Annotated in this window: 17 protein-coding genes; 8 read left to right on the forward strand and 9 right to left on the reverse strand. The window is 69.8% G+C overall.

From position 1 onward, the window contains the following. Positions 1 to 88: 88 nt before the first annotated feature. The 4 genes from AC3A5T_RS01760 to AC3A5T_RS01775 form a co-directional block, all read right to left on the reverse strand. A complete protein-coding gene (locus AC3A5T_RS01760) occupies positions 89 to 2,314 on the reverse strand; it encodes a TonB-dependent receptor (RefSeq protein ID WP_487627085.1) in 2,226 nt (741 codons plus the stop codon). Positions 2,315 to 2,572: 258 nt separating this feature from the next. Beyond that, the gene (locus tag AC3A5T_RS01765) at positions 2,573 to 3,472 is read right to left on the reverse strand and encodes a LysR family transcriptional regulator (protein WP_332078982.1); all 900 of its coding nucleotides are present in this window, start codon (positions 3,470 to 3,472) and stop codon (positions 2,573 to 2,575) included. Positions 3,473 to 3,618: 146 nt separating this feature from the next. Then, positions 3,619 to 6,096, reverse strand: a complete 2,478-nt coding sequence (locus AC3A5T_RS01770; RefSeq protein ID WP_487627086.1) for a sodium:solute symporter family transporter — start codon at positions 6,094 to 6,096, stop codon at positions 3,619 to 3,621. Continuing rightward, positions 6,093 to 6,971: an HpcH/HpaI aldolase/citrate lyase family protein gene (locus AC3A5T_RS01775; protein WP_487627087.1), complete on the reverse strand. Its 879-nt coding sequence runs from the start codon at positions 6,969 to 6,971 to the stop codon at positions 6,093 to 6,095. The genes AC3A5T_RS01770 and AC3A5T_RS01775 overlap by 4 nt, the downstream gene beginning before the upstream one ends. Before the next feature lie 263 nt (positions 6,972 to 7,234). On the opposite strand from AC3A5T_RS01775, the gene AC3A5T_RS01780 reads away from it, so the two are divergent. Further along, on the forward strand, positions 7,235 to 7,966 hold the full coding sequence (locus tag AC3A5T_RS01780; protein ID WP_332078977.1) for a response regulator transcription factor: 732 nt from the start codon (positions 7,235 to 7,237) through the stop codon (positions 7,964 to 7,966). Between the two features lie 45 nt (positions 7,967 to 8,011). On the opposite strand, the gene AC3A5T_RS01785 is transcribed toward AC3A5T_RS01780, so the two are convergent. Then, complete coding sequence (locus AC3A5T_RS01785; protein WP_487627088.1) at positions 8,012 to 9,376, reverse strand: sensor histidine kinase; 1,365 nt, start codon at positions 9,374 to 9,376, stop codon at positions 8,012 to 8,014. A gap of 163 nt (positions 9,377 to 9,539) precedes the next feature. Here AC3A5T_RS01785 and AC3A5T_RS01790 point away from each other — a divergent pair, with 163 nt between their 5' ends. The 5 genes from AC3A5T_RS01790 (at position 9,540) to AC3A5T_RS01810 (ending at position 18,025) form a co-directional block, all read left to right on the forward strand. Next, the gene (locus tag AC3A5T_RS01790; protein WP_487627089.1) at positions 9,540 to 13,130 is read left to right on the forward strand and encodes a YadA-like family protein; all 3,591 of its coding nucleotides are present in this window, start codon (positions 9,540 to 9,542) and stop codon (positions 13,128 to 13,130) included. Positions 13,131 to 13,177: 47 nt separating this feature from the next. Next, positions 13,178 to 15,130 (forward strand): S8 family serine peptidase, encoded by a 1,953-nt coding sequence (locus tag AC3A5T_RS01795; RefSeq protein ID WP_487627090.1) that lies wholly within the window; start codon positions 13,178 to 13,180, stop codon positions 15,128 to 15,130. A 118-nt stretch (positions 15,131 to 15,248) separates the two neighbouring features. Then, positions 15,249 to 16,547, forward strand: coding sequence for an amidohydrolase (locus tag AC3A5T_RS01800; RefSeq protein ID WP_487627091.1), 1,299 nt, complete (start codon positions 15,249 to 15,251; stop codon positions 16,545 to 16,547). 167 nt (positions 16,548 to 16,714) lie between these two features. Continuing rightward, positions 16,715 to 17,731 (forward strand): 3-oxoacyl-ACP synthase III, encoded by a 1,017-nt coding sequence (locus tag AC3A5T_RS01805; protein ID WP_332078971.1) that lies wholly within the window; start codon positions 16,715 to 16,717, stop codon positions 17,729 to 17,731. A 42-nt stretch (positions 17,732 to 17,773) separates the two neighbouring features. Next, positions 17,774 to 18,025 carry a hypothetical protein gene (locus tag AC3A5T_RS01810; RefSeq protein ID WP_487627092.1) on the forward strand — a complete coding sequence of 84 codons (252 nt, stop codon included), beginning with the start codon at positions 17,774 to 17,776 and terminating at the stop codon, positions 18,023 to 18,025. A 72-nt stretch (positions 18,026 to 18,097) separates the two neighbouring features. Here the strand turns inward: AC3A5T_RS01810 and AC3A5T_RS01815 are convergent, their stop codons facing one another. Next, complete coding sequence (locus AC3A5T_RS01815; RefSeq protein WP_487627093.1) at positions 18,098 to 19,819, reverse strand: GAF domain-containing protein; 1,722 nt, start codon at positions 19,817 to 19,819, stop codon at positions 18,098 to 18,100. After that, complete coding sequence (locus AC3A5T_RS01820; RefSeq protein ID WP_487627094.1) at positions 19,816 to 20,403, reverse strand: biliverdin-producing heme oxygenase; 588 nt, start codon at positions 20,401 to 20,403, stop codon at positions 19,816 to 19,818. Before AC3A5T_RS01820 ends, AC3A5T_RS01815 begins: the two co-directional genes overlap by 4 nt. A 223-nt stretch (positions 20,404 to 20,626) precedes the next feature. On the opposite strand from AC3A5T_RS01820, the gene AC3A5T_RS01825 reads away from it, so the two are divergent. Then, positions 20,627 to 21,469, forward strand: a complete 843-nt coding sequence (locus AC3A5T_RS01825) for an alpha/beta fold hydrolase (RefSeq protein WP_487627429.1) — start codon at positions 20,627 to 20,629, stop codon at positions 21,467 to 21,469. Between the two features lie 96 nt (positions 21,470 to 21,565). Here the strand turns inward: AC3A5T_RS01825 and AC3A5T_RS01830 are convergent, their stop codons facing one another. Together AC3A5T_RS01830 and AC3A5T_RS01835 are read right to left on the reverse strand one after the other, a co-directional pair. Continuing rightward, positions 21,566 to 22,000, reverse strand: coding sequence for a YkgJ family cysteine cluster protein (locus AC3A5T_RS01830; RefSeq protein WP_487627095.1), 435 nt, complete (start codon positions 21,998 to 22,000; stop codon positions 21,566 to 21,568). Positions 22,001 to 22,137: 137 nt separating this feature from the next. Then, on the reverse strand, positions 22,138 to 22,608 hold the full coding sequence (locus tag AC3A5T_RS01835) for a YiiD C-terminal domain-containing protein (protein ID WP_487627096.1): 471 nt from the start codon (positions 22,606 to 22,608) through the stop codon (positions 22,138 to 22,140). A gap of 66 nt (positions 22,609 to 22,674) precedes the next feature. Here AC3A5T_RS01835 and AC3A5T_RS01840 point away from each other — a divergent pair, with 66 nt between their 5' ends. Then, positions 22,675 to 23,451 carry a uroporphyrinogen-III synthase gene (locus AC3A5T_RS01840; protein WP_487627097.1) on the forward strand — a complete coding sequence of 259 codons (777 nt, stop codon included), beginning with the start codon at positions 22,675 to 22,677 and terminating at the stop codon, positions 23,449 to 23,451. Positions 23,452 to 23,492 lie beyond the last annotated feature (41 nt).

Here is a 23,492-nt window from a genome sequence, read left to right on the forward strand (position 1 = left end):
GCGTCCTGTCTGCTGCCTGCACCGGCATCTCCCGCATCCCGCACGCAGGCCCCGCACCACGCGGGGCCATCTCATCGGAACGCATCGATCAGAACGTGATCGTGTGCGTGAGCGACACCATCCGCCCGCGACCGGCCCAGTAGTTCTGGAAGCCCGGCACCTGCGACCAGCTGAGGATGTACTGCTTGTCGAGCAGGTTCTCGATGCCGACGGTCAGCTTGCCGTAGCGGCCGGTGTCGACGTTCACGCCCAGATCGAACAGCGTATAGCCCTCGGTGTTCTCGACGTAGCTGAAGCTGCGGTTGTCGAAGCTGCGCACGTCGCTGCCGGACAGGTCACGATCGAGCAGCGTGGTCGCGCCCAGCGTGACGTCGGCCGTCGGCACGAACTTCCAGGTGACCGACACGGCGATCTTGTCGGGATTGACGTCGAGCACGCCCAGCGGCTTCTTCAGTTCGCCGGCGTCGTAGTCGCCGTTGGGCGCCGACGACCAGAACGCGGTCTTGCCGCGGATCCGCGAATAGATGCCCGACACCTTCCACTGGTCGTTGAAGCGGAACTCGCCGTTGGCCTCGAAGCCCTTGATCCGCACCGGCGCACGCGCCAGCACGAAGTCGTTGGTGATCGGATCGACCGACAGCGAGGTGCCGAACGGCGAGCGCGAGTCGTAGTACGACGCGCCGAAGGATGCATCGGTGCCGGCCCAGTTGAAGCCCACCTCGCGGTTGGTGACGATGATCGGATCGAGATCGGCGATGCGGTCGACCGACTGGTTCGGCACGCTGATGTTGCGCAGCGGAATGCCGATGTTCGCCAGGCCGAAGCCTTCGCCGTAGCTGACGAACGTGGAGAATTCGTCGGTGATGCGCCAGATCGCGCCGATGTTCTTCATCGTCTCCGAGTATTCCAGGCCGCCGCCCTGCACGAACACGCTGTTGCGGAACGCGGTCGTCGTGTAGCTGTCGACGTCGAGCTTGCCGTCCTCGTGACGCACGCCGCCGCTGACCGTGACCGGACCGACGTCCCAGCTCAGCTGCGCATACGGTGCGACGCTCGAATACTGCATCGGCGGCACCCACAGGCGATTGGTGATCGCAAGCCGCTGCGCGGCTTCGTCCTCGACCAGATCCAGACCGGTGCGCAGCTGCAGACCTTCGACGGCAAACAGGTCACCGCGCGTCCACGACGTGCGCAGGCCGCGCTTCTTCGACACGATCTCGGACTGGTCGAAGATGCGGTCCGCCTCGTCGAAGTTGTCGTCCACCTTGACCAGCTGGCGGTCGTCGCCGTCCTCGGGCAGGTAGCGCATCGCCTGGTCGGCCCAGTAGATGTCGGCATTGAACGTGCCGCCGAACAGATCGCCATGGCTGTAGTTCACGGCCGCCTGGCGGAAATCGTTGATCTCGGCGAGCGCGCCGGCGATCGAACCGCGCTCGGAGGTATTGGTCGTCGGCACCGGGCAATCGACCGGGTCGAAGCGGCAGCCTTCGACCTGGATGTAATTCGCCTTGCCTTCGATCTTGAAGTCGCTGTAGCTGAACTGCAGGCGTTGCGCGAGGCCTTCGCCGAAGTTCATGCCGCCCTTGAAGTACAGATTGCGCGCTTCGGAATCCGACACCGAGCCGCTGGTGTTCATGCCGATGCGGCGACCGTTGCCATCGTAGGAGATGCCGCGGTCGATGTACGACGCGCTGGCCAGCATGTCGAAGGCATCCCCCTTGTAGGCGTGGTTCACGCCGACCTTCCAGCCGCTGCTGTCGGTGCCGAACTGCGTCGAGTAGCGCGTGGTCAGCTGGGTCTCGTGCCCCTCGACCGTCGGCACCTTGGAGATGTAGTTGATGATGCCGCCCGCGGCGCCGATGCCTTCCGACGCCGACGGTCCGTTGATCACTTCGATACGGCCGACCAGACCCATGTCGGTGAACGTGCCGTTGCGGCCGCCCTCGCGCAGCGGCGAGCCCTGCGGGATGCCGTCGAACAGACGCAGTGCGATGCGGCCGCGCAGCGTCTCGCCGGTGTTGCTCATCGCCTGCGAGGATTCGGCGTAGCCCGGCACGGTACGCGCGAGCACGGCGGTGGCGTCTTCGGTGATCGCCAGCGTGTGCGCGACCTGCTCCTGCGAGACCAGACTGATGGCGCCAGGAATCTTGTCGATCGAGGTCGCCACGCGCGTGCCGGTCACGACCATGCGATCGAGTGTCTTGGCATCGCGGCGCGCGGCGTCATCGGTGTCGCTGTCGGCCTGCTGCGCGTGTCCGGCGCCGGCGGCGGCCAGCAGGATGCAACCGATCGCGGCGGAAAGCGGCTTGATCATGGTGTGTTCTCTTCGGGCTGTGCGATGCGTGGGCCCCCGGTGGCGGGGTGCGGACGGCCGGTGGACGTGGCGCTGCGATCGCGCATCGATGCGGCAGGACGGGTTCGCATGGAACGGCGCCTCCCCACGCGCGTTTCCGGTACGTTGCGGCGAAGGTTAGGTGCGCGCAGGGTGCGGATGAACCGCCTGCACCTATGTTCAAACGACAGTTTTTATTGCCTGCGATCGCACAAAATGTTTGCTGCTATGCAGCATCCATCACTCGCGCATCGCGGCCTCGTCGACGTGGCGACGCGCGGTCGCGCGGCACTCCTCGCGCAGGGCGGTCACGAGCCGGCTGCGCACGCTGGCATTCGACCAGACGATGCCGATGCGGCGCGGCTCCGCGGGCTCGGGCAATGGAATGCGCGCGAGCCGCACGCCGGCCGGCCAGGGCTGCGCCCAGTCGGGCACCAGCGACACGCCGAGGCCGCGATCGACCATCACCGCGATCGCGTTGAGCGCGTTGAGTTCGAAGCGCTCGCGCGGCGTGATGCCGACGCGGCGCAGATAGTCGTCGGCCTGGCGGCCCCCCCACTGGTGGCGGTCGTAGCGGATCAGCGGTTCGCTCGACAGCAGCTCGTGCGGATCGCGATGCGCCATGTGCTGCGGCGCCAGCACTACCAGCGGCTCCTCGCGCAGCACTTCCCAGTTGCACGTCTTGGGCAGCGCGAACGGCGCCTGCAGCACGATCGCCGCATCGAGGTTGCCCTGCTCCACCTCGGTGTAGAGCTCGGCCGAGTAACCGGGTTTGATGAAGACGTTGATCTGCGGAAGCGTGGTGACCATGCGCGCGAGCACGTCGGGCAGCATGCCGGCCAGCGCGGTCGGACACGCGCCCAGTCGCAGTTCGCCGGCGACCGCGCGATCGTTGGCGACGCTGCGCAGGTCCGACACGTCGCGCAGCAGGTCGCGCGTGCGCTGCAGGATGCGCGCGCCTTCCTCGGTCACGCAGACGGTGCGCCCGGCGCGCGCGATCAGCCCGACGCCGAGTTCGCGCTCCAGCGTGCGGATCTGCTGGGCGACCGCCGCCGGCGTGATGTTGAGGAAACGGGCCGCGGCGGCCATCGAGCCCCGGTCGACGACGTTGACGAAGGTGTAGAGGAACTGGGTGTCCAAGAATCGTCTCCGTGCCGGCGGCATGCGCTCCTTCGCATGACCTGGCGGTGCGCGCGGGGCCGTCGATGGACGGCCATGGACCGGGCGTGGCGCGACAGTAGCCCGGCCGCCGGCGCTGCGCCCCTGCCGGACGGCAGGGGTCGTGCTCAGACGGCTTCGATCGGGGTCTTGCGGTCGTGGATCGTCAGGCCTTCGAGCGAGCGCTGCGTCGGCGGGAACAGCAGGCTCGCCAGATAGCCGATCACGATGCACAACATGATCGAGATGCCGAGATAGAAGTACGGGTGCACGAGGTCGAACGACCACGCCAGGGTGGTCAGCACGATCGCCGCGCCGATGCCGATCGCCACGCCCTGCGAATTCGCGCGACGGGTGAACATGCCCAGCGTGTACGCACCGGCGAAGCCACCGCCCAGCAGGCCGGCCAGTTCGATCGACACGTCGAACAGCGAGTGGATGTCGAAGCGCGACAGCAGCAGCGCCAGCCCCATGCCGATCAGGCCGACGACGACGGTCATCCATTCGGCGAAGCGCACGCTGCCGCGCTCGGTCGGCGTCTTCGCGAGGCGGTCGTAGAAGTCCACCGACAGCAGCGTCGCAACGCTGTTGATGATGCTCGACAGCGTCGACATCGCGGCGGCGAAGATGCCGGCGATGATCAGGCCGGTCACGCCGACCGGCAGTTCGGCGGCGATGAAGAGCGGGAACGTCGCGTCGATCGGCAGCAGCGGATCGAGCCGTTCGGGATTCTGCCGGTAGTACATCCACAGCGCGGTGCCGATGGAATAGAACACGAAGCCGCCGGGAATCATGATCGCGGCGAACACCCAGATCGAGCGACCGGCCTCCTTGTCGGACTTGGTCGCCAGCGTGCGCTGCATCAGCACCTGGTCCTTGGGGAAGGTCAGCACGACGTCGAACACGACGAGAAAGATGAAGCCCCAGACCGTCGCCTTGGTGAGATCGAAACTGAAGTCGAGCAGCTTGGTCTTGTCCTGCACGACGACCGCTTCGCGCACCGCGTCGAGATCGCCGCCCAGCGACATCAGGATGAAGATGATCGCGAAGATCGCGCCCCCCATCTTCACGAACACCTGCACGAAGTCGGTCCACACCACCGCGCGCATGCCGCCCATCACCGTGTAGATGATGGTGAAGCCGCCCATGATCATGATGCTCCAGACCACATCGATGCCGGTGATCGTGGCGATCGCCAGCGCGGGCAGGAACAGGATCACGCTGAGCCGGCTGCCGATCTGCATCAGGATCGCCAGCGCGCTGGCGAGCATGCGGATCGCCGGATGGAAGCGCGTCTCCAGATACGAGAACACCGACATCAGATCGAGCCGGCGCAGCAGCGGCACGATCCACACCGCGACGAACATCAGGCCCAGCACCGCCACCAGATTGTTGGTCAGGTACTGCCAGTTGGTCTCGTAGGCCTTGGCGGGAATGGCGATGAAGCTGATCGAGCTGGTGTTGGTCGCGTAGAGGCTCACGCCCGCGGCCCAGAACGGGATGCTGCGGCCGCCCATGAAGAACTCGGCTTCCGATCCCTTCTGGCCGCGCAGATAGAAATAGCCGCCGATGCCGAGCATCGCGACCAGATAGACCACGATCACCAGCCAGTCGATCCAGTGCAGCAGATGCTGGCCCGAGCGCAGGGTTTCGCTGTGCAGGCGCAACTGCGCGCCGTCGCCGGCGGCCCACAGCAGGCCGTTGCGCCAGCCGGTGGCCAGACGCGGATCGCCCGACAGCGTCGCCGGCAGCGATGCCCAGGAATCGGTGATGGTGTGGAACAGCCGCAGATCCGCCGCCGCGCCGGGCGCGCCCCGCACGAGGTACAGGATGTGCGCCTGGCCGATGGACCGGGCGACACCCGCCTGCACCGCACCCGGCACGCGGCCACGATCGCTCCAGCCGCCATCGGCGACCCAGCGGCGCATGTGGCCGTCGGCGCTGGTCAGGTACAGGCCCGCGCGTTGCGCGGCCAGCGTCACCGGCGCGGCCCCGCCGGGCCAGACATCCATCGTGCGCCAGGTCGCAGCGTCCGGCGCCGCAGTCAGCGCCAGTGTCACGAGGCGCGCACTGCCGTCGGCGGCAAGGCCGGCGACATAAAGCGTGTCACCGAGGACCGCTGCCTGCGGCTGCTGCAACACTTCGGGCAATTCGGCCAACGGCTGCGCGACCAGTGTGTCGTTGCGCCACGTGAGTGCGACCGGTCGCGCGACGCGTCCATCGGCGCCCGCCAGCACGAACGCACGGCCCGCGCCGGTGGCGCTCGACACGATGGACGCACCCAGGAGCGCGTCGGGCATCGCGAGCGGACGCCAGGCCGTGCCGTCCTGCGCGAGGACCCACGCGCGATCGGCGGCGAGCACCAGCGGCTGGTCATCGAGGACGAACAGCGCCTGCACGTTCGCGGCAGACGGCAGCGCGGGCAGATCGCGACCGTCGACGGTCGTCAAGCTCTGCGCCTGGGCGACCAGCGGCGCGAGCAGCGACAGGCACAGCAGGGTCGCGGTCTGCAGCAGACGGCGCAGGAAGGGATTCGGCATGCGGGTGATTCCGGTGTCGGGCGTGCGCGCGAGCTCGCGGCGCGCGGTCGGGACGCGAAGACTCATGTCGGCGATGCCCCGTCGGCGCGCGCGTCGCGCCGGCTCTGGGCCAGCACGCGTTCGGCGCGGCGCAGATAGGGCGCATCGATCATGCGACCGTCGACGACGCAGACCGCGCGTCCTTCGCGGCGTGCATCGGCGGCGCCGTCGACGATGCGTCGGGCACGGGCCAGCTCGTCGGCATCGACGGCGAACACCGCGTGCGCCAGCGGCACCTGGCGCGGATGGATGCAGCTCTTGCCGACGAAGCCGAGCTGCCGCGCAAGGTGTGCTTCGCGCTCGAAACCGGCGTCGTCGCCGAGATCGGTCCACGCGCCATCGCAGGCGAACACGCCGGCTTCGGCCGCGGCCAGCGCGACCTGCAGCATCACCGCCTGCACGTGCGCCGGCACGCGGTGGATGCCGCCGGGTTCGAACAGATCACCGAGGCCCAGCTGCAGGCCGGCCACGCGCGGATGCGCGGTGGCGATCGCGGCGGCGTTGCGCAACGCACGCGGCGTTTCGATGTTGAGCAGCAGGCCGGCCGACGGCGCGAGGCCGAGCGCGGCTTCCTGGGCTTCGATCCGCGCGACCGCGGCGCGCACGTCGTCGGCGCTGTCGGTCTTGGGCAGGTTGACCAGATCAGGCCTGGCCGGCAGCACGACGGCGAGGTCGGCCTCGTATTCGGGCGAGTCCGGTGCATTGGTCCGCACGATCGCCAATGGCGCGCCCGCGCCGCGCGTCTGCGCCTGCAGGAACGCGGCGACGTTGACGCGCGCTTCGGCCTTGCGCGCGTCGGCGACGGCGTCCTCGAGATCGAACGAGACCGCATCGGCCTGGCCGTTCCAGGCCTTGCCGAACAGGTCCGGGCGCACGCCCGGCACGAACAGTTTGCTGCGCATCGGCCCTCCCGAGTTGCGGGAGGCAGTGTGCGCGAAGGACACCGCGGAAAAAGTCGCCGCTGCGAGTTTCAGACGATAGTTTTCCTGCGGTGTCGAACGACCGATCTCGACACGTGTGCGCGTGTGCATCCCACTGCCGCGTGCGTGCGTACGCTTGCCAGCACGCGGGCGCGGGCACAAGCTGACGGCGTTGCAAGGGCGGCCGATCCGGCCCGCCCGCACTCCGGAACATCGCCATCGCACCGCCCGTCCCACCGCCGTCCATGCCTACCGATCCATCGCCAGACCACGGCGGCGCGGACCGTCCCCTGTGCGTCGCCCTGCTCGAGGACGACGACGTCCTGCGCGATCGCGTGCTGGTGCCCGGGCTGCGCCGGCACGGCCTCGACGTGCGTCCATTGCGCACCGCCGCCGCGCTCGCGGCGCTGTTGCCGCAGGCGCCGGTCGACATCGTGGTGCTCGACATCGGCCTGCCCGACAGCGACGGCTTCACCGTGACCCAGTCGCTGCAGGCCGCGCATCCGGGACTGGGCATCGTGATCCTCAGTGGACGCGGCGAGCCGCCCGACCGGCTGCGCGGCCTGAGCGGCGGCGCGGATGCGTATCTGGTCAAGCCGGTCGAGATCGACATCCTCGCCGCGACGATCTTCAGCCTCGCGCGGCGGCTGTCGCGCACGCCGCAGGTGGCCGACGAGGGCTGGCAACTGCAGCCCGACGGCTGGTGCCTGTTCGCGCCGAACGGCCAGTCGATGGCGCTCACCGGCTCGGAGCGCCACGTGCTGCAGATGCTGTGGGCGCAGCGCGACCGGCTGGTCACGCGCGAGGCCATGCTCGACGCCGCGCCCGGTCGTGCACGCGATGAAAGCGGCGCCGATCCGCACCGGCTTGACGTGCTGCTGCACCGCTTGCGGCGCAAGGTGCTCGACCGCACCGGACTGGCGCTGCCGCTGGACGCGGTGCGCGGCGAAGGCTACGTGCTGCGCCCAGGCGGCTGAGCCCGCCCGGAACCCGGTCGCTCGCGACGGCCCTCGAACAGGCGCTCAGATCACGCGCGGCAGTTGCAGGGTGAAGCGCGTGCCGTGGCCGGGCGTGCTGTCGACCGTCAGCGTGCCGCCTGCTTCCTGCGTCATTTCCCGCGCCACGGCCAGCCCCAGGCCCGTGCCCTCACCGGCGGGCTTGGTGGTGAAGAACGGCTCGAAGGCCTGACGCATCACCTCGGGCGGCATGCCCTGGCCGGTGTCGGTGACGACGATGCGCGCCCAGCCGTCACCGGCATCGCGCAGGGTGACGCCGAAGCGCCCGCCGCCGGGCATCGCATCGCGCGCGTTGGCGGCGAAGTTGAGCATCACCAGATCGAGCTGGCTGCGGTCGAGGAACACCGGCACCGGCGTATCGGGCAGGTCGAGCACGACGTCGACGCGGCCGTCGAACAGCTGCCGCAGCATCGGCACCAGATCGGCGAGTGCCTGCGCCGCGTCGAAGCGCGCCGGCACCGCGAGTTCGCGCCGGCTGAAGCTCAGCAGCTTGCGACTGAGCGCGATGCCGCGCTGCGCGGCGAGTTCGATGCCCTCCAGCGCGTCGCCCATGCGGCGCGCGTCGGGTTCGGGATCGAAATCGAGTTCGTCCAGGCGGTGCCGCTCGGCGGTGTAGCCGACGATCGCGCCCAGCACGTTGTTGAAATCGTGCGACACGCCGCTGGCCAGATGGCCCACCGATTCGATCTTCTGCATGTGCAGCATGCGTTCGCGCATGCGCTCGCGTTCGATCATCTGCTCGCGCAGCTGCTGGGCGCTGCGTTGCGCCTTCCACAGGGTTTCGCGCAGCGCGGCCACGGTGCGGTCGAGCACGATGGCGATCATCAGGTAACTGAAGGCCAGCGACGGCAGGTTCTGGAACGCGCTGCCGCTGCGCGCCGGACCCAGGCCCCACGGGCTGGCCATGCCCAGTGCGAACACGACCGGAATACAGGCGTAGACGATCCACAGTGCGCGGCGCCCGATCACCAGCGCCGCCGTGGTCAGCATCACCATCGGATACGGATCGAAGGCCTGCAGCTGGTAGCCGAACGCGATGTTCGCCGCGACCGCGCAGCTCATCAGGATCGTCAGGAATGCGGCGATGCCCTGGCGCAGGCGACCGCGCCGGATCATCCAGACCGCGAAGAACGCCGCGCCGGCGATCGCGACGTCGGTGCCCAGATCCACGAACAGCCGCGGGCCGGTCATCGACACGTGCCCGCTGAGCAGGTGATAGCCCTTGTTGAGCGGAATCTCGATACCGAGGAACAGCAGCAGCACCTGCAACGCCGGCGCATTGCGGCGGTCGACCGGATCGGAGATCGGCACCCGGCGCAGCCATGCCGCCAGGCGACGGCCGGGGGCGACGAGGGGCGACGCGTGCGACATGCGGCTGACGTGTCCCGGGGCCGATGCCCCGTCTGCAGATGAGAGTCGAGTGTAAGTCGGCGGAGAGTTCCGGTGCATTGAGCGACGGGCATCGCACCGGCTTAGATCGGAAACCCAGCGCCTGTCACGGCGCCGTCATCCCGCCGCAACCGGAAGCCAGACGATGTCCACGCCGCGCACTCCTTCTTCCCGCCCCATCGCCCGGCGCACGTTGCGCCCCGGCCTGCTGTCGGCGGCCCTGCTGCTGGCCCTGTCGGGTCATGCCCTCGCCGCGCCACAGGCAGCGTCCGCGCCCGTCGCGAGCGCCGCATCCGACGCAGTGCCCGCCGACGACGCGCGCGACACCGCAACGTCCGAGGCCACCGATCCCGACGCTGACGCCGACGCCGACGCCGATGTGAATGCAGCCGAGTACGACCGCGTCGTCGCGGCGTACTCGCTGGATGCGGCCGCGTACTACTTCGCCGTCAACGGCGCACAGGACGGCAGCGACGATGCCAGCGCCACCGGCGCGCGCTCCATCGCAGCCGGTCCGCGCGCCGATGCGAGCGGCGGCGATGCCGTCGCGATCGGCAGTCGCGCCCGCTCCACCAGTTCGGCGTCCATCGCCATGGGCGACAGCGCGCTGGCCAGTTCCACCGGCGCGATCGCCATCGGCGGCACGTTCTTCGGCAGCGATTTCGGCGAGTCCGACGGCGCGCAGGCCACCGCTTTCGGTGCGATCGCGCTGGGCGCGGCGACCGAAGCCAGCGGCGGCACGTCGACGGCGCTGGGCTGGTCGTCGCGTGCGACCGCCAACGATGCCGTCGCGGTCGGCGCGACTGCATTTTCGGACGCGGCCGGTGCGATCGCCGTGGGCCGCGCCGCGACTGCGACCGAGATCGAAGCCATCGCCATCGGCTATGGCGCGCAGGCCAGCAATTTCGGCGCAGCCAGCCTGGGCGCCTACGCGAATGCCAGCGGCTTCGCCGCGCTGGCCATCGGCAGCGACGCACGTGCGCCCGGCAATGGCGGCATCGCGATGGGCGACGGCGCACTCGCCGCCGGCCAGCAGAGCGTCGCGATCGGCGCCAGCAACGCCGGCGTGCCGACCCAGGCCAACGGCCTCGGCAGCACCACGGTCGGCGCGGCTTCCTGGGCGCTGTCGGATTACGCAACCGCGATCGGCTTCGACAGCCATGCGGATGCGACCCGCAGCCTTGCGGCGGGCGCCAACGCGCTCGCGCTCGCCACCGATGCGAGCGCGATCGGCTCGGGCAGCTACGCGAGCGCCGAATACGCGACGGCCGTCGGCGCGACCTCGGCCGCGTGGGGCGTCGGCGCCACCGCGCTCGGCAGCGGTGCATTCGCGCTGGAGGAGAACAGCCTCGCGCTCGGCTACAACGCCAGCGCGACCGCGATCAACAGCGTCGCGCTTGGCGCGGCATCCGTCGCCGATCGCGACAATGTCGTCTCCATCGGCAGCGTCGACGGCGAGCGCCAGCTGGTGAATCTCGCCGACGGCGTGGATGCGACCGACGCCGTCAACAAGCGCCAGCTCGACGCGGTGATCGCAGCGGGCAGCGAGGCACAGGCCTACTTCTCCGCCAATGGTGCAGACGACGGCAGCGATGTCGCCAGCGCCGCAGGCGCACGTTCGATCGCAGCCGGTCCACGCGCCGATGCGAGCGGCGGCGATGCCGTCGCCATCGGCAGTCGCGCACGCTCCACCAGTTCGGCGGCCATCGCCATGGGCGACAGCGCGCTGGCCAGTTCCACCGGCGCGATCGCCATCGGCGGCACGTTCTTCGGCAGCGATTTCGGCGAGTCCGACGGCGCGCAGGCCACCGCTTTCGGTGCGATCGCGCTGGGCGCGGCGACCGAAGCCAGCGGCGGCACGTCGACGGCGCTGGGCTGGTCGTCGCGCGCGACCGCCAACGATGCCGTCGCGGTCGGCGCGACTGCATTTTCGGACGCGGCCGGTGCGATCGCCGTGGGCCGCGCTGCGTTCGCGTCCGAGGTCGAAGCCATCGCCATCGGCTACGGCGCGCAGGCTACGGGTTTTGGTGCGATGAGCATGGGCGCGTACGCGAACGCGACCGGATTCGCGGGCATCGCGCTCGGCAGCGATGCGCGCGCACCGGGCAATGGTGGCATCGCGATGGGCGACGGCGCGCTCGCCGCCGGCCAGCAGAGCGTCGCGATCGGCGCCAGCAATGCCGGCGTGCCGACCCAGGCCAACGGCCTCGGCAGCACCACGGTCGGCGCCGCCTCGTGGGCGCTGTCGGACTACGCGACCGCGATCGGCTTCGACAGCCACGCGGACGCGACCCGCAGCCTCGCGGCGGGCGCCAATGCACTCGCGCTGGCCACCGATGCGAGCGCGATCGGCTCGGGCAGCTACGCCAGCGCCGAATACGCGACGGCCGTCGGCGCGACCTCGGCGGCGTGGGGCATCGGTGCGACCGCGCTCGGCAGCGGCGCATTCGCGCTGGAGGAGAACAGTCTGGCGCTCGGTTACAACGCCAGCGCGACCGCGATCAACAGCGTCGCGCTCGGTGCGGCGTCCGTGGCCGATCGCGACAACGTCGTGTCGATCGGCGATGTCGGCAGCGAGCGCCAGCTGGTCAACGTGGCCGACGGCGTGTTCGCGACCGATGCGGTCAACAAGGGCCAGCTCGACACCGCGATCGCGACCGTCGGCGGCGATGTCGGCGCGCTCGACGCCGCGGCGGTGAAGTACGACGACGTCGCCAGCAAGGACACGGTGACGTTCGCCGGCGCAGGCGGCACGACGCTGCGGAACGTCGCCGATGGCGCGCTCGCGAGCGGCAGCCTGGACGCCGTCAACGGTGGCCAGGTGTTCGGCGTCGGCACCGCGTTCGCGCAGGCGCTGGGCGGCGGCGCGGCGATGACAGCGACGGGCTTTGCCGGTCCGTCGTACACGATCCAGGGCAGCAGCTTCGGCTCGGTCGGCGATGCCTTCGGCGCCGTCGACAGCCAGTTCGATGCGATCCGCGCACGTTTCGATGCGATCGGCACCGGCGGCGCCGTGCCCGTCGGCAGCGGTGATGGTCTGGCGATCGGCAGCGGCAGTGTCGCCACCACGGCGAACAGCACCGCGGTCGGCAGCAACGCGCAGGCCGGCAGCGGCGGCACCGCGATCGGCGCCGGCGCGGTCGCGAGCGCCGACGGGTCGGTCGCGATCGGCCAGGGTTCGGTCGCCGATGCGGCGAACACGGTGTCGGTGGGCAGTGCGGGCAACCAGCGCCGCGTGACCCACGTCGCCGACGGCGTGGCCGCGAGCGATGCGGCGACGGTCGGCCAGGTGCAGAGCAGCGCCACCGCCAGCCGCACCTACGCCGATGCCGGCGACACCCGCACGCTCGCCGACGCGAAGGCGCACGCCACCGCCGGCGATACGGCCACGCTCAACAGCGCGCGCAGCTACACCGACGACGTGTTCGCGCGCGCACTCAACCGCAGCGATTTCGACGCCTTCCGCACCAGCGTCGACGACCGCTTCCAGCGGGTCGATCGTCGTGTCGACAAGATCGGCGCGATGGGCACGGCGATGTCGCAGATGGCGGTCAACAGCGCGGGCCTGTCCGGCGCCAACCGCATCGGCGTGGGCGTCGGCCAGCAGGGCGGCGAAGAAGCGCTGGCGATCGGCTACCAGCGTGCGTTCCGCGACAACCGCGCCAGCGTGTCGATCGGCGGCTCGATGTCCGGCTCCGAAAGTTCGGTCGGCGTCGGCGGCGGCTTCAGCTGGTGACGACAGGCTCCTCGTTTCTTCCATCCCATCTTCCAGGAATCGCACCCATGTCCCTGTCTTCCCGTGTTCTCCGCCGTGGCCTGCTGGCCGCCGCGCTCGGCGCCGTCGTCGCACCTGCCCTGGCCGCGTCGCCGGTTGCGCCGCTGTCGGTGATGTCCACCGCCGATCCCGAAGCGCCGCGCGTCGTCTACGACGGCCTGCTGGTGACCTACAAGGCCGGCACCGCCGAACGCCGCAATGCGACCACCGGCGCGGCGACGATGCAGCGCATCCTGCGCGCACCGGCCACGGCGTCGCAGTTCAATGCCACGCATCGCGCCGCCGCGCCGGCACTCGCATCGACGCGTCGTCTCGCGATCGGCGCCGATCTGGTGCGTCCCGACCGCCGCCTGTCCGATGGCGAACTCGACACGCTGATGCGCACGCTCGCGGCCGATCCGTCCGTGGCCCACGTCGAACCCAACCGCTACTGGCAGCGCCTGCGCACCGTACCGGCGGCGACGGCCGCGACGCCGAACGATCCCGGCTTCAACGTGCAGTGGCACTTCCGCGCGCCCGACGGCACGCTCGAAACGCTGGCGCCCGATCCGGGCTACCCGAACCGCGGCGGCATCGACGTCCTCAACGCGTGGCAATACGGCCGCGGCGCAGGCGTGGTGGTGGCGGTGCTCGACACCGGCATCCTGGCCCACCCCGATCTCGACACCTCGCTGGCCGACGCCGGCTACGACTTCATCAGCAACGCCTTGAACTCCGGCCGCGCGATCGACGGCCGTGCGCCCGGCGGCTGGGACACCGGTGACTGGAACACCGAAGACCGCTTCCTCGCCGAGAACGGCGGTTGCGTCTTCCCCGGCGATCAGACCAACAGCAGCTGGCACGGCAGTCATGTCGCCGGCACGATCGCGCAGATCACCGGCAACGGTGTCGGCATGGCCGGCGTCGCACCCGATGCGAAGGTGTTGCCGGTACGCGTGCTCGGCCATTGCGGCGGCACCACGGCCGACATCGCCGATGCGATCGTCTGGGCGTCGGGCGGCAGCGTGCCGGGCGTGCCGGCCAACCAGAATCCCGCCGAGATCATCAACATGAGCCTCGGCGGCTTCGGCGTCTGCGAAGCCGACAGCGCCTATGGCCAGGCGATCGCCTCGGCCCGCCAGCGCGGCACGACCGTCGTCGTCGCGGCCGGCAACAGCAACAGTGATGCGTCCTCGTTCACCCCGGCCAGCTGCCCGGGCGTCATCAACGTGGCCGCGACCGGCATCACCGGCGCGCGTGCGGTGTACTCGAACTTCGGCGCCAACATCGCGCTGTCGGCGCCGGGTGGCGGCGTGTATCCGAACGACGGCACCAGCGGCCCGACGGCGCGCACCGGTTTCGTGTGGTCGGCAGGCAACCGCGGACTGACCACGCCGGGCGAGTCGGCCTACGTCGGCCAGGCCGGCACCTCGATGGCGGCCCCGCACGTGGCCGGTGTCGCGGCGCTGGTGATCAGCGCGGCGATGCAGGCCGGGCGTCCGGTGCCGACGCCGCAGGAGATGCGCGAGATCCTGACCCAGACCTCGCGCGATTTCCCGGTGCGTCCACTGCGCCAGATCGGCGTGGGCATTCTCGATGCCGCCAAGGCCGCCGCGCGCGGTGCCGGCAATGCGGCCGGCGGCGATGAGCCGACGGCGATCCGCATGGCCAAGGCGGTGGCGGTCAACGGCATGTCCGCAGCCCAGGGCGCCGGAACGCTGTACCGCATCGACGTGCCGGCCGGCGCGCGCAACCTGCAGATCCGCACCTACGGCGGTCGCGGCCAGGCCAAGCTGCTCGCGCGTGTCGGACGGTCGCCGGCGCTCGACGGCAGCAACGCCGCACTGACCTCGTCGCGTCCGGGCACCACGCAGAGCGTGCAGGTGACGATCCCGCTCAACGACAGCTACTTCGTGCGCGTCGTCGGCGGCACCGGCGGCTATCAGGGCGTCAGCGTCATCGCGACCTACTCGGGCATCTAAGCCCATCGCGACACGCGCGGCGGCGGGTCCGTCGCGCGTCTTCGCACGTGCAGTGCCGCGCCTGCGGCATCCGTGCCGCAGGCGCTAGCATGTCCAGCTTCCGGTCTGGACAGTTCTCATGCACATCCGATTCCAGTCGCTGCCGCTCGGTCTCGCACTCGCGCTGGCCTGCGCCGCTCCGGCTGCGGCGGCCGCGCCCGATGCAGCACTGACGCAGAAGCTCGTCGACTGGCGCCGCGATCTGCACCAGCACCCCGAACTCGGCAACCAGGAAACGCGCACCGCCGACGTGGTCGCGACGCATCTGCGCAGCCTCGCTCTCTCACCGCGGACCGGCATCGGCCCGACCGGTGTCGTCGCCGTGCTCAAGGGCGCCAGGCCCGGCCCGCGCATCGCGCTGCGCGCCGACATGGACGCGCTGCCGGTCACCGAACAGACCGGCCTGCCGTTCGCGTCCACCGCGCGTGCGACCTATCGCGGGCAGGAAGTCGGTGTGATGCACGCCTGCGGCCACGACATGCACGTCGCGATCCTGATGGGCGTGGCCGAAGCGCTGGCCGGCATGCGCGAGCAGCTCGCCGGCGAAGTGGTCTTCATCTTCCAGCCCGCCGAGGAAGGGCCGCCGGAACCGGGCGAAGTCTTCGGCGCCAAGCGCATGCTTGACGAAGGCGTGTTCGACGATGCGAAGCCGGACGCGATTCTCGGCCTGCACGTGTGGGCGGGCCTGCAGACCGGACAGATCGGTTTCCGCAGCGGACCCTCGCTGGCCAGCGCCGACGAGTGGTCGCTGACGATCACCGGCAAGCAGACGCATGGCTCGCGGCCGTGGGATGGCGTCGACCCGATCACGGTCGGCGCGCAGGTACTGCTGGCGACGCAGAGCATGCTCGCGCGGCAGATCAACACGGTGAACGCGCCGGTGGTGCTGAGCGCGGGACAGTTCCAGAGCGGCGTGCGCTTCAACATCATCCCCGACGACGCGCGTCTGGTCGGCACGCTGCGCACCTACGACGACGCCGTGCGCGCGGATGTCATCACGCGCTTCGACCGGATCGCCACCGACTACGCGCATGCCGCCGGTGCGACCGCGAAGCTCGACGTCGTCAACAACGCACCGGCCACGGTCAACGATCCCGAACTCGCGCGCCGCGTGCTGCCCTCGCTGCAGGCCGCGGTGGGCACGGACAACGTGGTCGAGATGCCGCTGGTGACGGTGGCCGAGGATTTCTCGCAGTTCGCCAACATCGTGCCCGGCGCGTATTTCTTCGTCGGCACCACGCCCGCGGGCCAGGATCCGGCGACGATGCCGATCAACCACTCGCCGCATTACACGCCCGACGAGGCCGCGCTGGCGGTCGGCGTGCGCGCGATGCTGCGCACGACGCTGGATCTGCTGGGCGCCACGCCGCCGGGCTGAGCAGGCGCCGATCCGGTTCCACGCGGACGCCGCGAATGGCGTGGAACCGGCACGAAACCCGTCGCGCTGCGGCGTGCACCGGGTTTTGCGTGATCCCCCCATCATGCGTCACCCCGCCGAAGCGGGTAACCTATGCGGCTCCTTTGCCAGATCCGGCGCCCCAGCCCATGCTCTTCAAGAACGTCGCCATCGCCGGCCTCGCCCATGTCGATGCGCCGAACCGCGTGACCAGCGACGACATCAATGCACGGCTGAAGCCGACCATCGACCGCCTCGGCATCAAGACCGACGTGCTCAAGGACATCGCGGGCATCCATGCCCGTCGTCTGTGGGACGACGAGGTGCAGGCCTCGGACGCCGCGACGATGGCCGGCCGCAAGGCGCTGGACGATGCCGGGATCGAAGTCGGCAAGCTCGGCCTGCTGGTGAACACCTCGGTGAGCCGCGATTACCTCGAGCCGTCCACCGCCAGCATCGTCGGCGGCAACCTCGGCATTCCGGACACCTGCCAGAACTACGACCTGGCGAACGCGTGCCTGGCGTTCGTCAACGGCATGGACGTCGCCAGCCGCATGATCGAGCTGGGCGAGATCGACTACGCACTGATCGTCGACGGTGAAACCGCGAACCTCGCCTACGAGAAGACCATCGAGCGTCTGCTGCGCCCGGAGACGACGGAAGAGGATTTCCGCAACGAGCTGGCCACGCTGACCCTGGGCTGCGGCTCGGCGGCGATGGTGCTCGCACGCGCCGACCTGCTGCCCGACGCCCCGCGCTACAAGGGCGGCGTGACGCGTTCGGCGACCGAGTGGAACACCCTGTGCCGCGGCAATCTCGACCGCATGGTCACCGACACCCGCATGCTGCTGATGGAAGGCATGAAGCTCGCGCAGAAGACCTTCGTCGCCGCGCGCGAGGCGATGGGCTGGGTGGTCGACGAGCTGGACCAGTTCGTGATCCACCAGGTCAGCAAGGTGCACACCGGCGCCTTCATCCAGTCCTTCGGCATCGATCCCACCAAGGTCCACACGATCTTCGGCGAGCACGGCAACATCGGGCCGGCCTCGGTGCCGATCGTGCTGAGCAAGCTCAAGGAACTCGGACGCCTGAAGAAGGGCGACCGCATCGCGCTGCTGGGCATCGGCTCGGGTCTGAACTGCACGATGGCCGAGGTCGAGTGGTAAGCGCTACGCTGCGCTGATCCACCGTCATCGCAAGGACGCCCGATGCCGCACCGACTTCCCGATCACCTGCAGCTGGCACTGGCCGCGATTCCGGCCTTCACCGACGACGGTCGCCTGTCGCTGGACGAACTCGAGCATCTGCTCGGGCTCGCGTTGCGCGACGAGGTGATCGACGCCGAAGAACAGCGCGTGCTCGGCAACATCCTCGACCGCGCAGAGCGCGATGGCGTGGACGCGGACGTACGGGCCCGCATCCAGCAGGTGCGCAGCGCACACGGGCTGACGTCGGCCTGATCGACGACACCGCCGCAACGAAAAAAAGCGCCCGAGGGCGCTTTTTTCGTATTCCGATGCTGGACGCCGCGATCAGTCGGCGTTGGCCACGTTGACCGTGCCGATCATCGACTGCAGATCGCTTTCCAGCTTGTTGATGCGATCGGACAGCTGCGTCGCTTCCTGCGGGCTGACGTGCACCAGGCCTTCGAGCAGTTCCGAGAGCTGCAGCAGACGCGTCTTCTGCTCGCGCACGTCCAGGCGCACGCGGCGCGCACGCATGTCGCCGAGCTCGGCGTGCAGGGCGCCACGGCGGTAGCGCTCGCGCAGCATCATGTGCAGGCGGCCGATGACGCGACGATCGGCGTCGCTCCACGGCGCGCTGCTGCCCCGCACGGTTTCGTGCCACGCGGCGAAGCTCGCGCGCGGACCGATCTTGCCGCCGTCGTGATCGACCAAGAACGGCTCGTCCGGACTGCCGGCCCAGCGCACTTCCTCCACCTGCTCGCAGCGGAAGAAGAACAGCCACTCGTCGCGCGCCAGATCCAGCGGCAGCGCGAGCACACCGGCGATGCCGTCGGCTTCGTCGGCGCTGTTGCTCCAGTCGGCCGCACGCTCGGTGCTGACCGCACCGGTACCGGTATTGGACTGGCGCAGCCAGTCGAGCAGGCCCGGCAGGCGCGACTCGTCCGGGGCGCGGCCGGCGGTGTACCAGTGGCCGGCCTGCACCAGACCGACGCCGTCGCTGTCGACCGCGCGGTTGAGCAGATCCAGCTCGCCCTGCAGCGCGAGGCGTGCATCGGCGGCGTTGTCGAGACGCAACGCCAGCGTGTCGCGCACGCTGCGCGCGCTCTCCTCGAGCATGACCGCGTCCTGCTGCTCGCGAGAGGCGACCCGCATCGACACGAACAGGCCGAACAGGTCCGCTGCGGCGCGCACGCCCGGCGGCACCCGGCGCGGCGTGCGGTGATGGCAGGCGATCAGGCCCCACAGGCGCCCGCCGGCGACGATCGAGATCGACATCGACGCGACCACGCCCATGTTGGCGAGGTATTCCAGATGTACCGGCGACACGCTGCGCAGCGCCATCTGTGCGAGATCGAGTGCACCGCCGCGGCTGTCGCGATCGGGCAGGATCGGCACCGGCGTGTAGGTCGCATCCGGAATCACGCGGATGCGGTTGCGCAGATACAGCGTGCGCGCCTGCACCGGAATGTCGGACTGCGGATAGCGCAGGCCCAGATACGCCGGCAGCGCGGAATCGCGCGACTCGGCGACCACCTCGCCGGCATCGTCGTGACGGAAACGGTAGACCATGACGCGGTCGTAGCCGGTCAACAGGCGCACCTGTTCGGCGACGCGCTGGTTGAAATCGTCGATGTCCTCGCTGCCGGCGACGCGCGCGATCATCGTCTGCGCGACCACGGTCGGCGAGCGCTCGCCCGTGCTGCGCGGCTGCGGCTCGACTTCGATGTGCACCAGGCCGTCGGCGACGTGCACGCTGATGTCGCACAGGTTCGCCAGCGGACCGATGTTGCCCACGGCCGCGCGTTGCGGCGGCGCGCCGGGTTCACCGAAGCCGATCGTCTCGGCGATCGCCTGGATCAGGTCGTCGGTCAGGAACTCGCGCAGCGAATGCCGCAGCATTTCCTCGGGCGTCGCGCCGGTCAGCGCTTCGACGTTGGCCGAGACGTGGCGGATCGTCCAGTCGGGCAACTGGCAACTGATCAGGTAGCCATGCGGCTGGATCGCACCCGACAGATGGATCGGTTCGTTGGCGCAGTCCTGGAGTGCGCGTTCGAGCGCTGGATTCATACAACAGGCTCCTCGAAGGGGGCAGGGGTCGCGTCGAAGCTGCGCTGGAAACACGACTGGACCAGCAGGAAGGCATCGCGCGCCCCCTGCAGCAGATGGGTGCGGGGTTGATCGACATGCGCCGAGCGCGCGTCGAGGCGTTCGAGCACATTGCGCCATTCGTCGCCGGCCGCATGGCGCGAGAGGAACCGGGCACCGGTATCTCCGGTGTGACCCAGCGCCTGCACGCCGCGCAACAGATAGCGTGCGCCCAGGCTGCTGCCGGACATCACGTAGTCCCAGCCCAGGCGCTCGTCGGCTTCGCTGGCGAAGCCGCGCACACCGGACGGCGGCAGCGGCGTCAGTGACAGATCGCGCAGATCGTTCGCGAGCCAGTACGACGCGCGGGGCAGACCGCCGATGACGATCTCGTAATCCGCAGCGAAGCGATGCATGCCGATCAGATACCGCGCATACGCAAGCGGCGTACCGAGACCGTCGGCGAAACATGCATCGACACTTGCATGCAGGTCCGAGGTCCCGGCGCGCAGGAAATGACGCAGGTCGTCGGGACCCGCACCCAGCTTGCGTGCACTCGTATTCATCTTTCCAGCATACGCCGTTGGCGCGCGGCCCACAGTCTCCCAGCGCACACAGTGCACCCCAGCTTCAGCGCTGTGAAGACCCCGGGTCGGCGCGTTTCGGGCCCGTCCGCATCCGTTGACTACAATGTCTCGTATTCATCGCAGCCCCTGGTCCTTGTCGCCCGTGCAGCTTCCCGATTATCCGTTCGACGGTCACCGATTCGAAGCGCGTCCCGGCGTGCAGATGCACTACCTCGACGAGGGCCCGCGCGACGGCGAGATCGTGCTGATGCTGCACGGCAATCCGTCGTGGAGTTACTACTGGCGCCATCTGGTGCTCGGCCTGCGCGACCGCTACCGCTGCATCGTGCCGGACCACGTCGGCATGGGCTGGTCGGACAAGCCCGACGACGCGCCCAATGCGCTGCCGCGCTACGACTACACCCTGGCCTCGCGCGTCGAGGACCTCGGCGCCCTGCTCGCCCATCTCGGCATCGACGGCCCGGTGACGCTGGCGGTGCACGACTGGGGCGGCATGATCGGTTTCGGCTGGGCACTGGAGCACATGCCGCAGGTCAAGCGGCTGGTCATCACCAATACCGCCGCGTTCCCGCTGCCGACCGACAAGCCGATGCCGTGGCAGATCGCGCTGGGGCGCGACTACACCGTCGGCGAGTGGATCATCCGCGGCTTCAATGCGTTCTCCGCGGGTGCCTCGTGGCAAGGCGTGGAGACCCGCATGCCGGCCGACGTGCGCCGCGCCTACGTCGCGCCCTACGACAGCTGGGCGAACCGCATCAGCACCGTGCGTTTCATGCAGGACATCCCGCTCGGCCCGAAGGACCGCGCCTGGCCCTTGCTGGAGGCGGCCGGCCAGCGGCTGCCCGCCTACGCCGACCGTCCGGCCTTCATCGGCTGGGGACTCAAGGATTTCGTGTTCGACCACCACTTCCTCGCCGGTTTCCGCGCAGCGTTGCCGCAGGCCGAGGTCATGGCCTTCGAGGATGCGGGGCATTACGTGCTCGAAGACAAGCACGCGGTGCTGGTGCCGGCGATCCGCACGTTCCTGGATGCCAATCCGGTCTGAGGCGTCGGCGCGTCTCCGCCGGATGCGTGAAGCGCAACACGACCCATCGCCACCGGACAGCAACGCACAGCCGGACGCGGCCTCGCGGGGATGGACCTACACGCCGGGCGCTATGCCTGCCTGTGCAGTCGGGACTCCACCGAACGACGCCGCGGGCGCGTTCGCATCGACCAGCACCATCTCGATCGCAGGCACCCAGTCCGCCGCGCGCAGCACCGGCAAGCCGTGCGCACGTCGCGCGCGATCGCATTGCGGACTGGCCTCGCCGGACTCCCATGACGCCTGCACATCACGGCAGGCCTGCGGCCGCACGGCGTGGATCGTGCAGCGCGAAGACACGCCGATGTCGGCGTCGAGCGCCACGCAGCGCGGCTTCGATTCCCAGGTGCCGCGCATCACGACCTGGTGTGGACCGAAGGTTTCGGTGAGCGCGTGCGGCACGACGCCGCCGGCGGCATCGGTCTCCATCCAGTGCATGGACACCCGGTAATGACTGCAACAGGCCCCACAGGTCATACACGGATGGCGCATGGGACGACCCCGGGGATCGCAGAGACGGACAAGAAGCGCGGAGTCTTGGCAACGGCAGGCCCGCGCGCAAGTGCCGGCGCGCGCGGCGTCAGCAACCGGTCGGCGTCACGTCGGATCCGCCCTCGCGGGCGGCGACCTCAGGCGTTCCCGGTCGGCCGCCGGATCGCCACGTAGCGCGCCTGCATTTCGGTCGCGGTACTGCCGTCGGGCAATGCGATGCGCGCGGTGAGCGCGACGCGCGCGCGGCCCCGGTCGCGCAGCGTGCGCGCAAACGTCGACCAGTCGCCGGCCTCGTCGAGCGTGGCCTCGGCTTCGAGATCGCCGAGCAGCGGCGCGCGATAGCGGACCGTGGAATCGGCCACGTAGACCTCGGCATCGAGACCGGCCTGCTCCACGCGCAACGTCACCAGCCCCCAGGCCGCGAGCGTCATCACCGACACGAGACTGCCGCCGAATGCGGAGCCCTTGTCGTTGACGTGCGAGGACAACGGCGCGTGCAGGCGCAGGGAATCGCCGTCGTAACCGGCGACGGACACGTCCATCGCCGCGACGGGCGGCATCGAACCGTAATACGCCTCGAGGGCGCGGAGCGAATCATCGAGCGTCATGCGGAATCCTGTGGGGGCGGGGTCGTCCGGCTTGCGCCGCACCACCGCAGCCACCAAGCTTGGCGCATGCATGCCGCGCCGGCTTTCCCGCATCTGTCGGGATATTACGTCATCTCGCTACGGCCGGCCGGTGCACATTCAGGCCTGCGCCGCGAAGCCGCGCGTCTCGGCGCGCGCACCTTCGCGCTGTCGCCGTGGCGCATCGAACAGCGCGACGACGCCGGCACGCGCGATGCGTTGCGAGCCGCACTCGCCGCCGATGTCGTGATCTTCACCAGTCCGCCGGCGGTCGCTGCAGCCGCGATGCTGCAGCCACTCGCCGCGCGCGACACGCAGTCCTGGCTCGCGGTCGGTGCAGGAACGGCAACGGCCCTCGAACGTGCCGGCATCGTCGGCGTTCGTGCGCCTGCACGCATGGACAGCGAAGGTGTGCTGGCGCTTCCGGAACTGGCGAACCTGAAAGGACGCAGCGTCGGATTGATCAGCGCACCGGGCGGACGTGGCGTGATCGCGCAGACACTCTCCTATGCAGGCGCGGACCTGCGACGCGCCGATGTCTACGCGCGGGTGCCGACGCCACCATCGCCCTCGCGTATCGCCAAGCTGCTGGCGGTACCGGCGCCGTGGCTGCTGCCGCTCAGCAGTGGCGAAGCGCTGCAGCGCACGCTGGACGCCCTGCCGCCGGACGCTGTCGCACGCCTGCGCGAGGCGCGCGTGCTCGCCGCCAGCGCGCGCCTCGCCGATCTCGCCCGCGACACCGGGTTCGCGCATATCGAACAGGCGACCGATGCCCGCCCGGCCTCGCTGCTGGCGGCAGCCCTGCCGGAGCGCACAGCCAGCTGAATGGACGCGCAGACCCGCGACGGGGCCGTCACGACGGGCTC

It is taken from the genome of Luteimonas sp. Soil_C_16, from assembly GCF_057657295.1.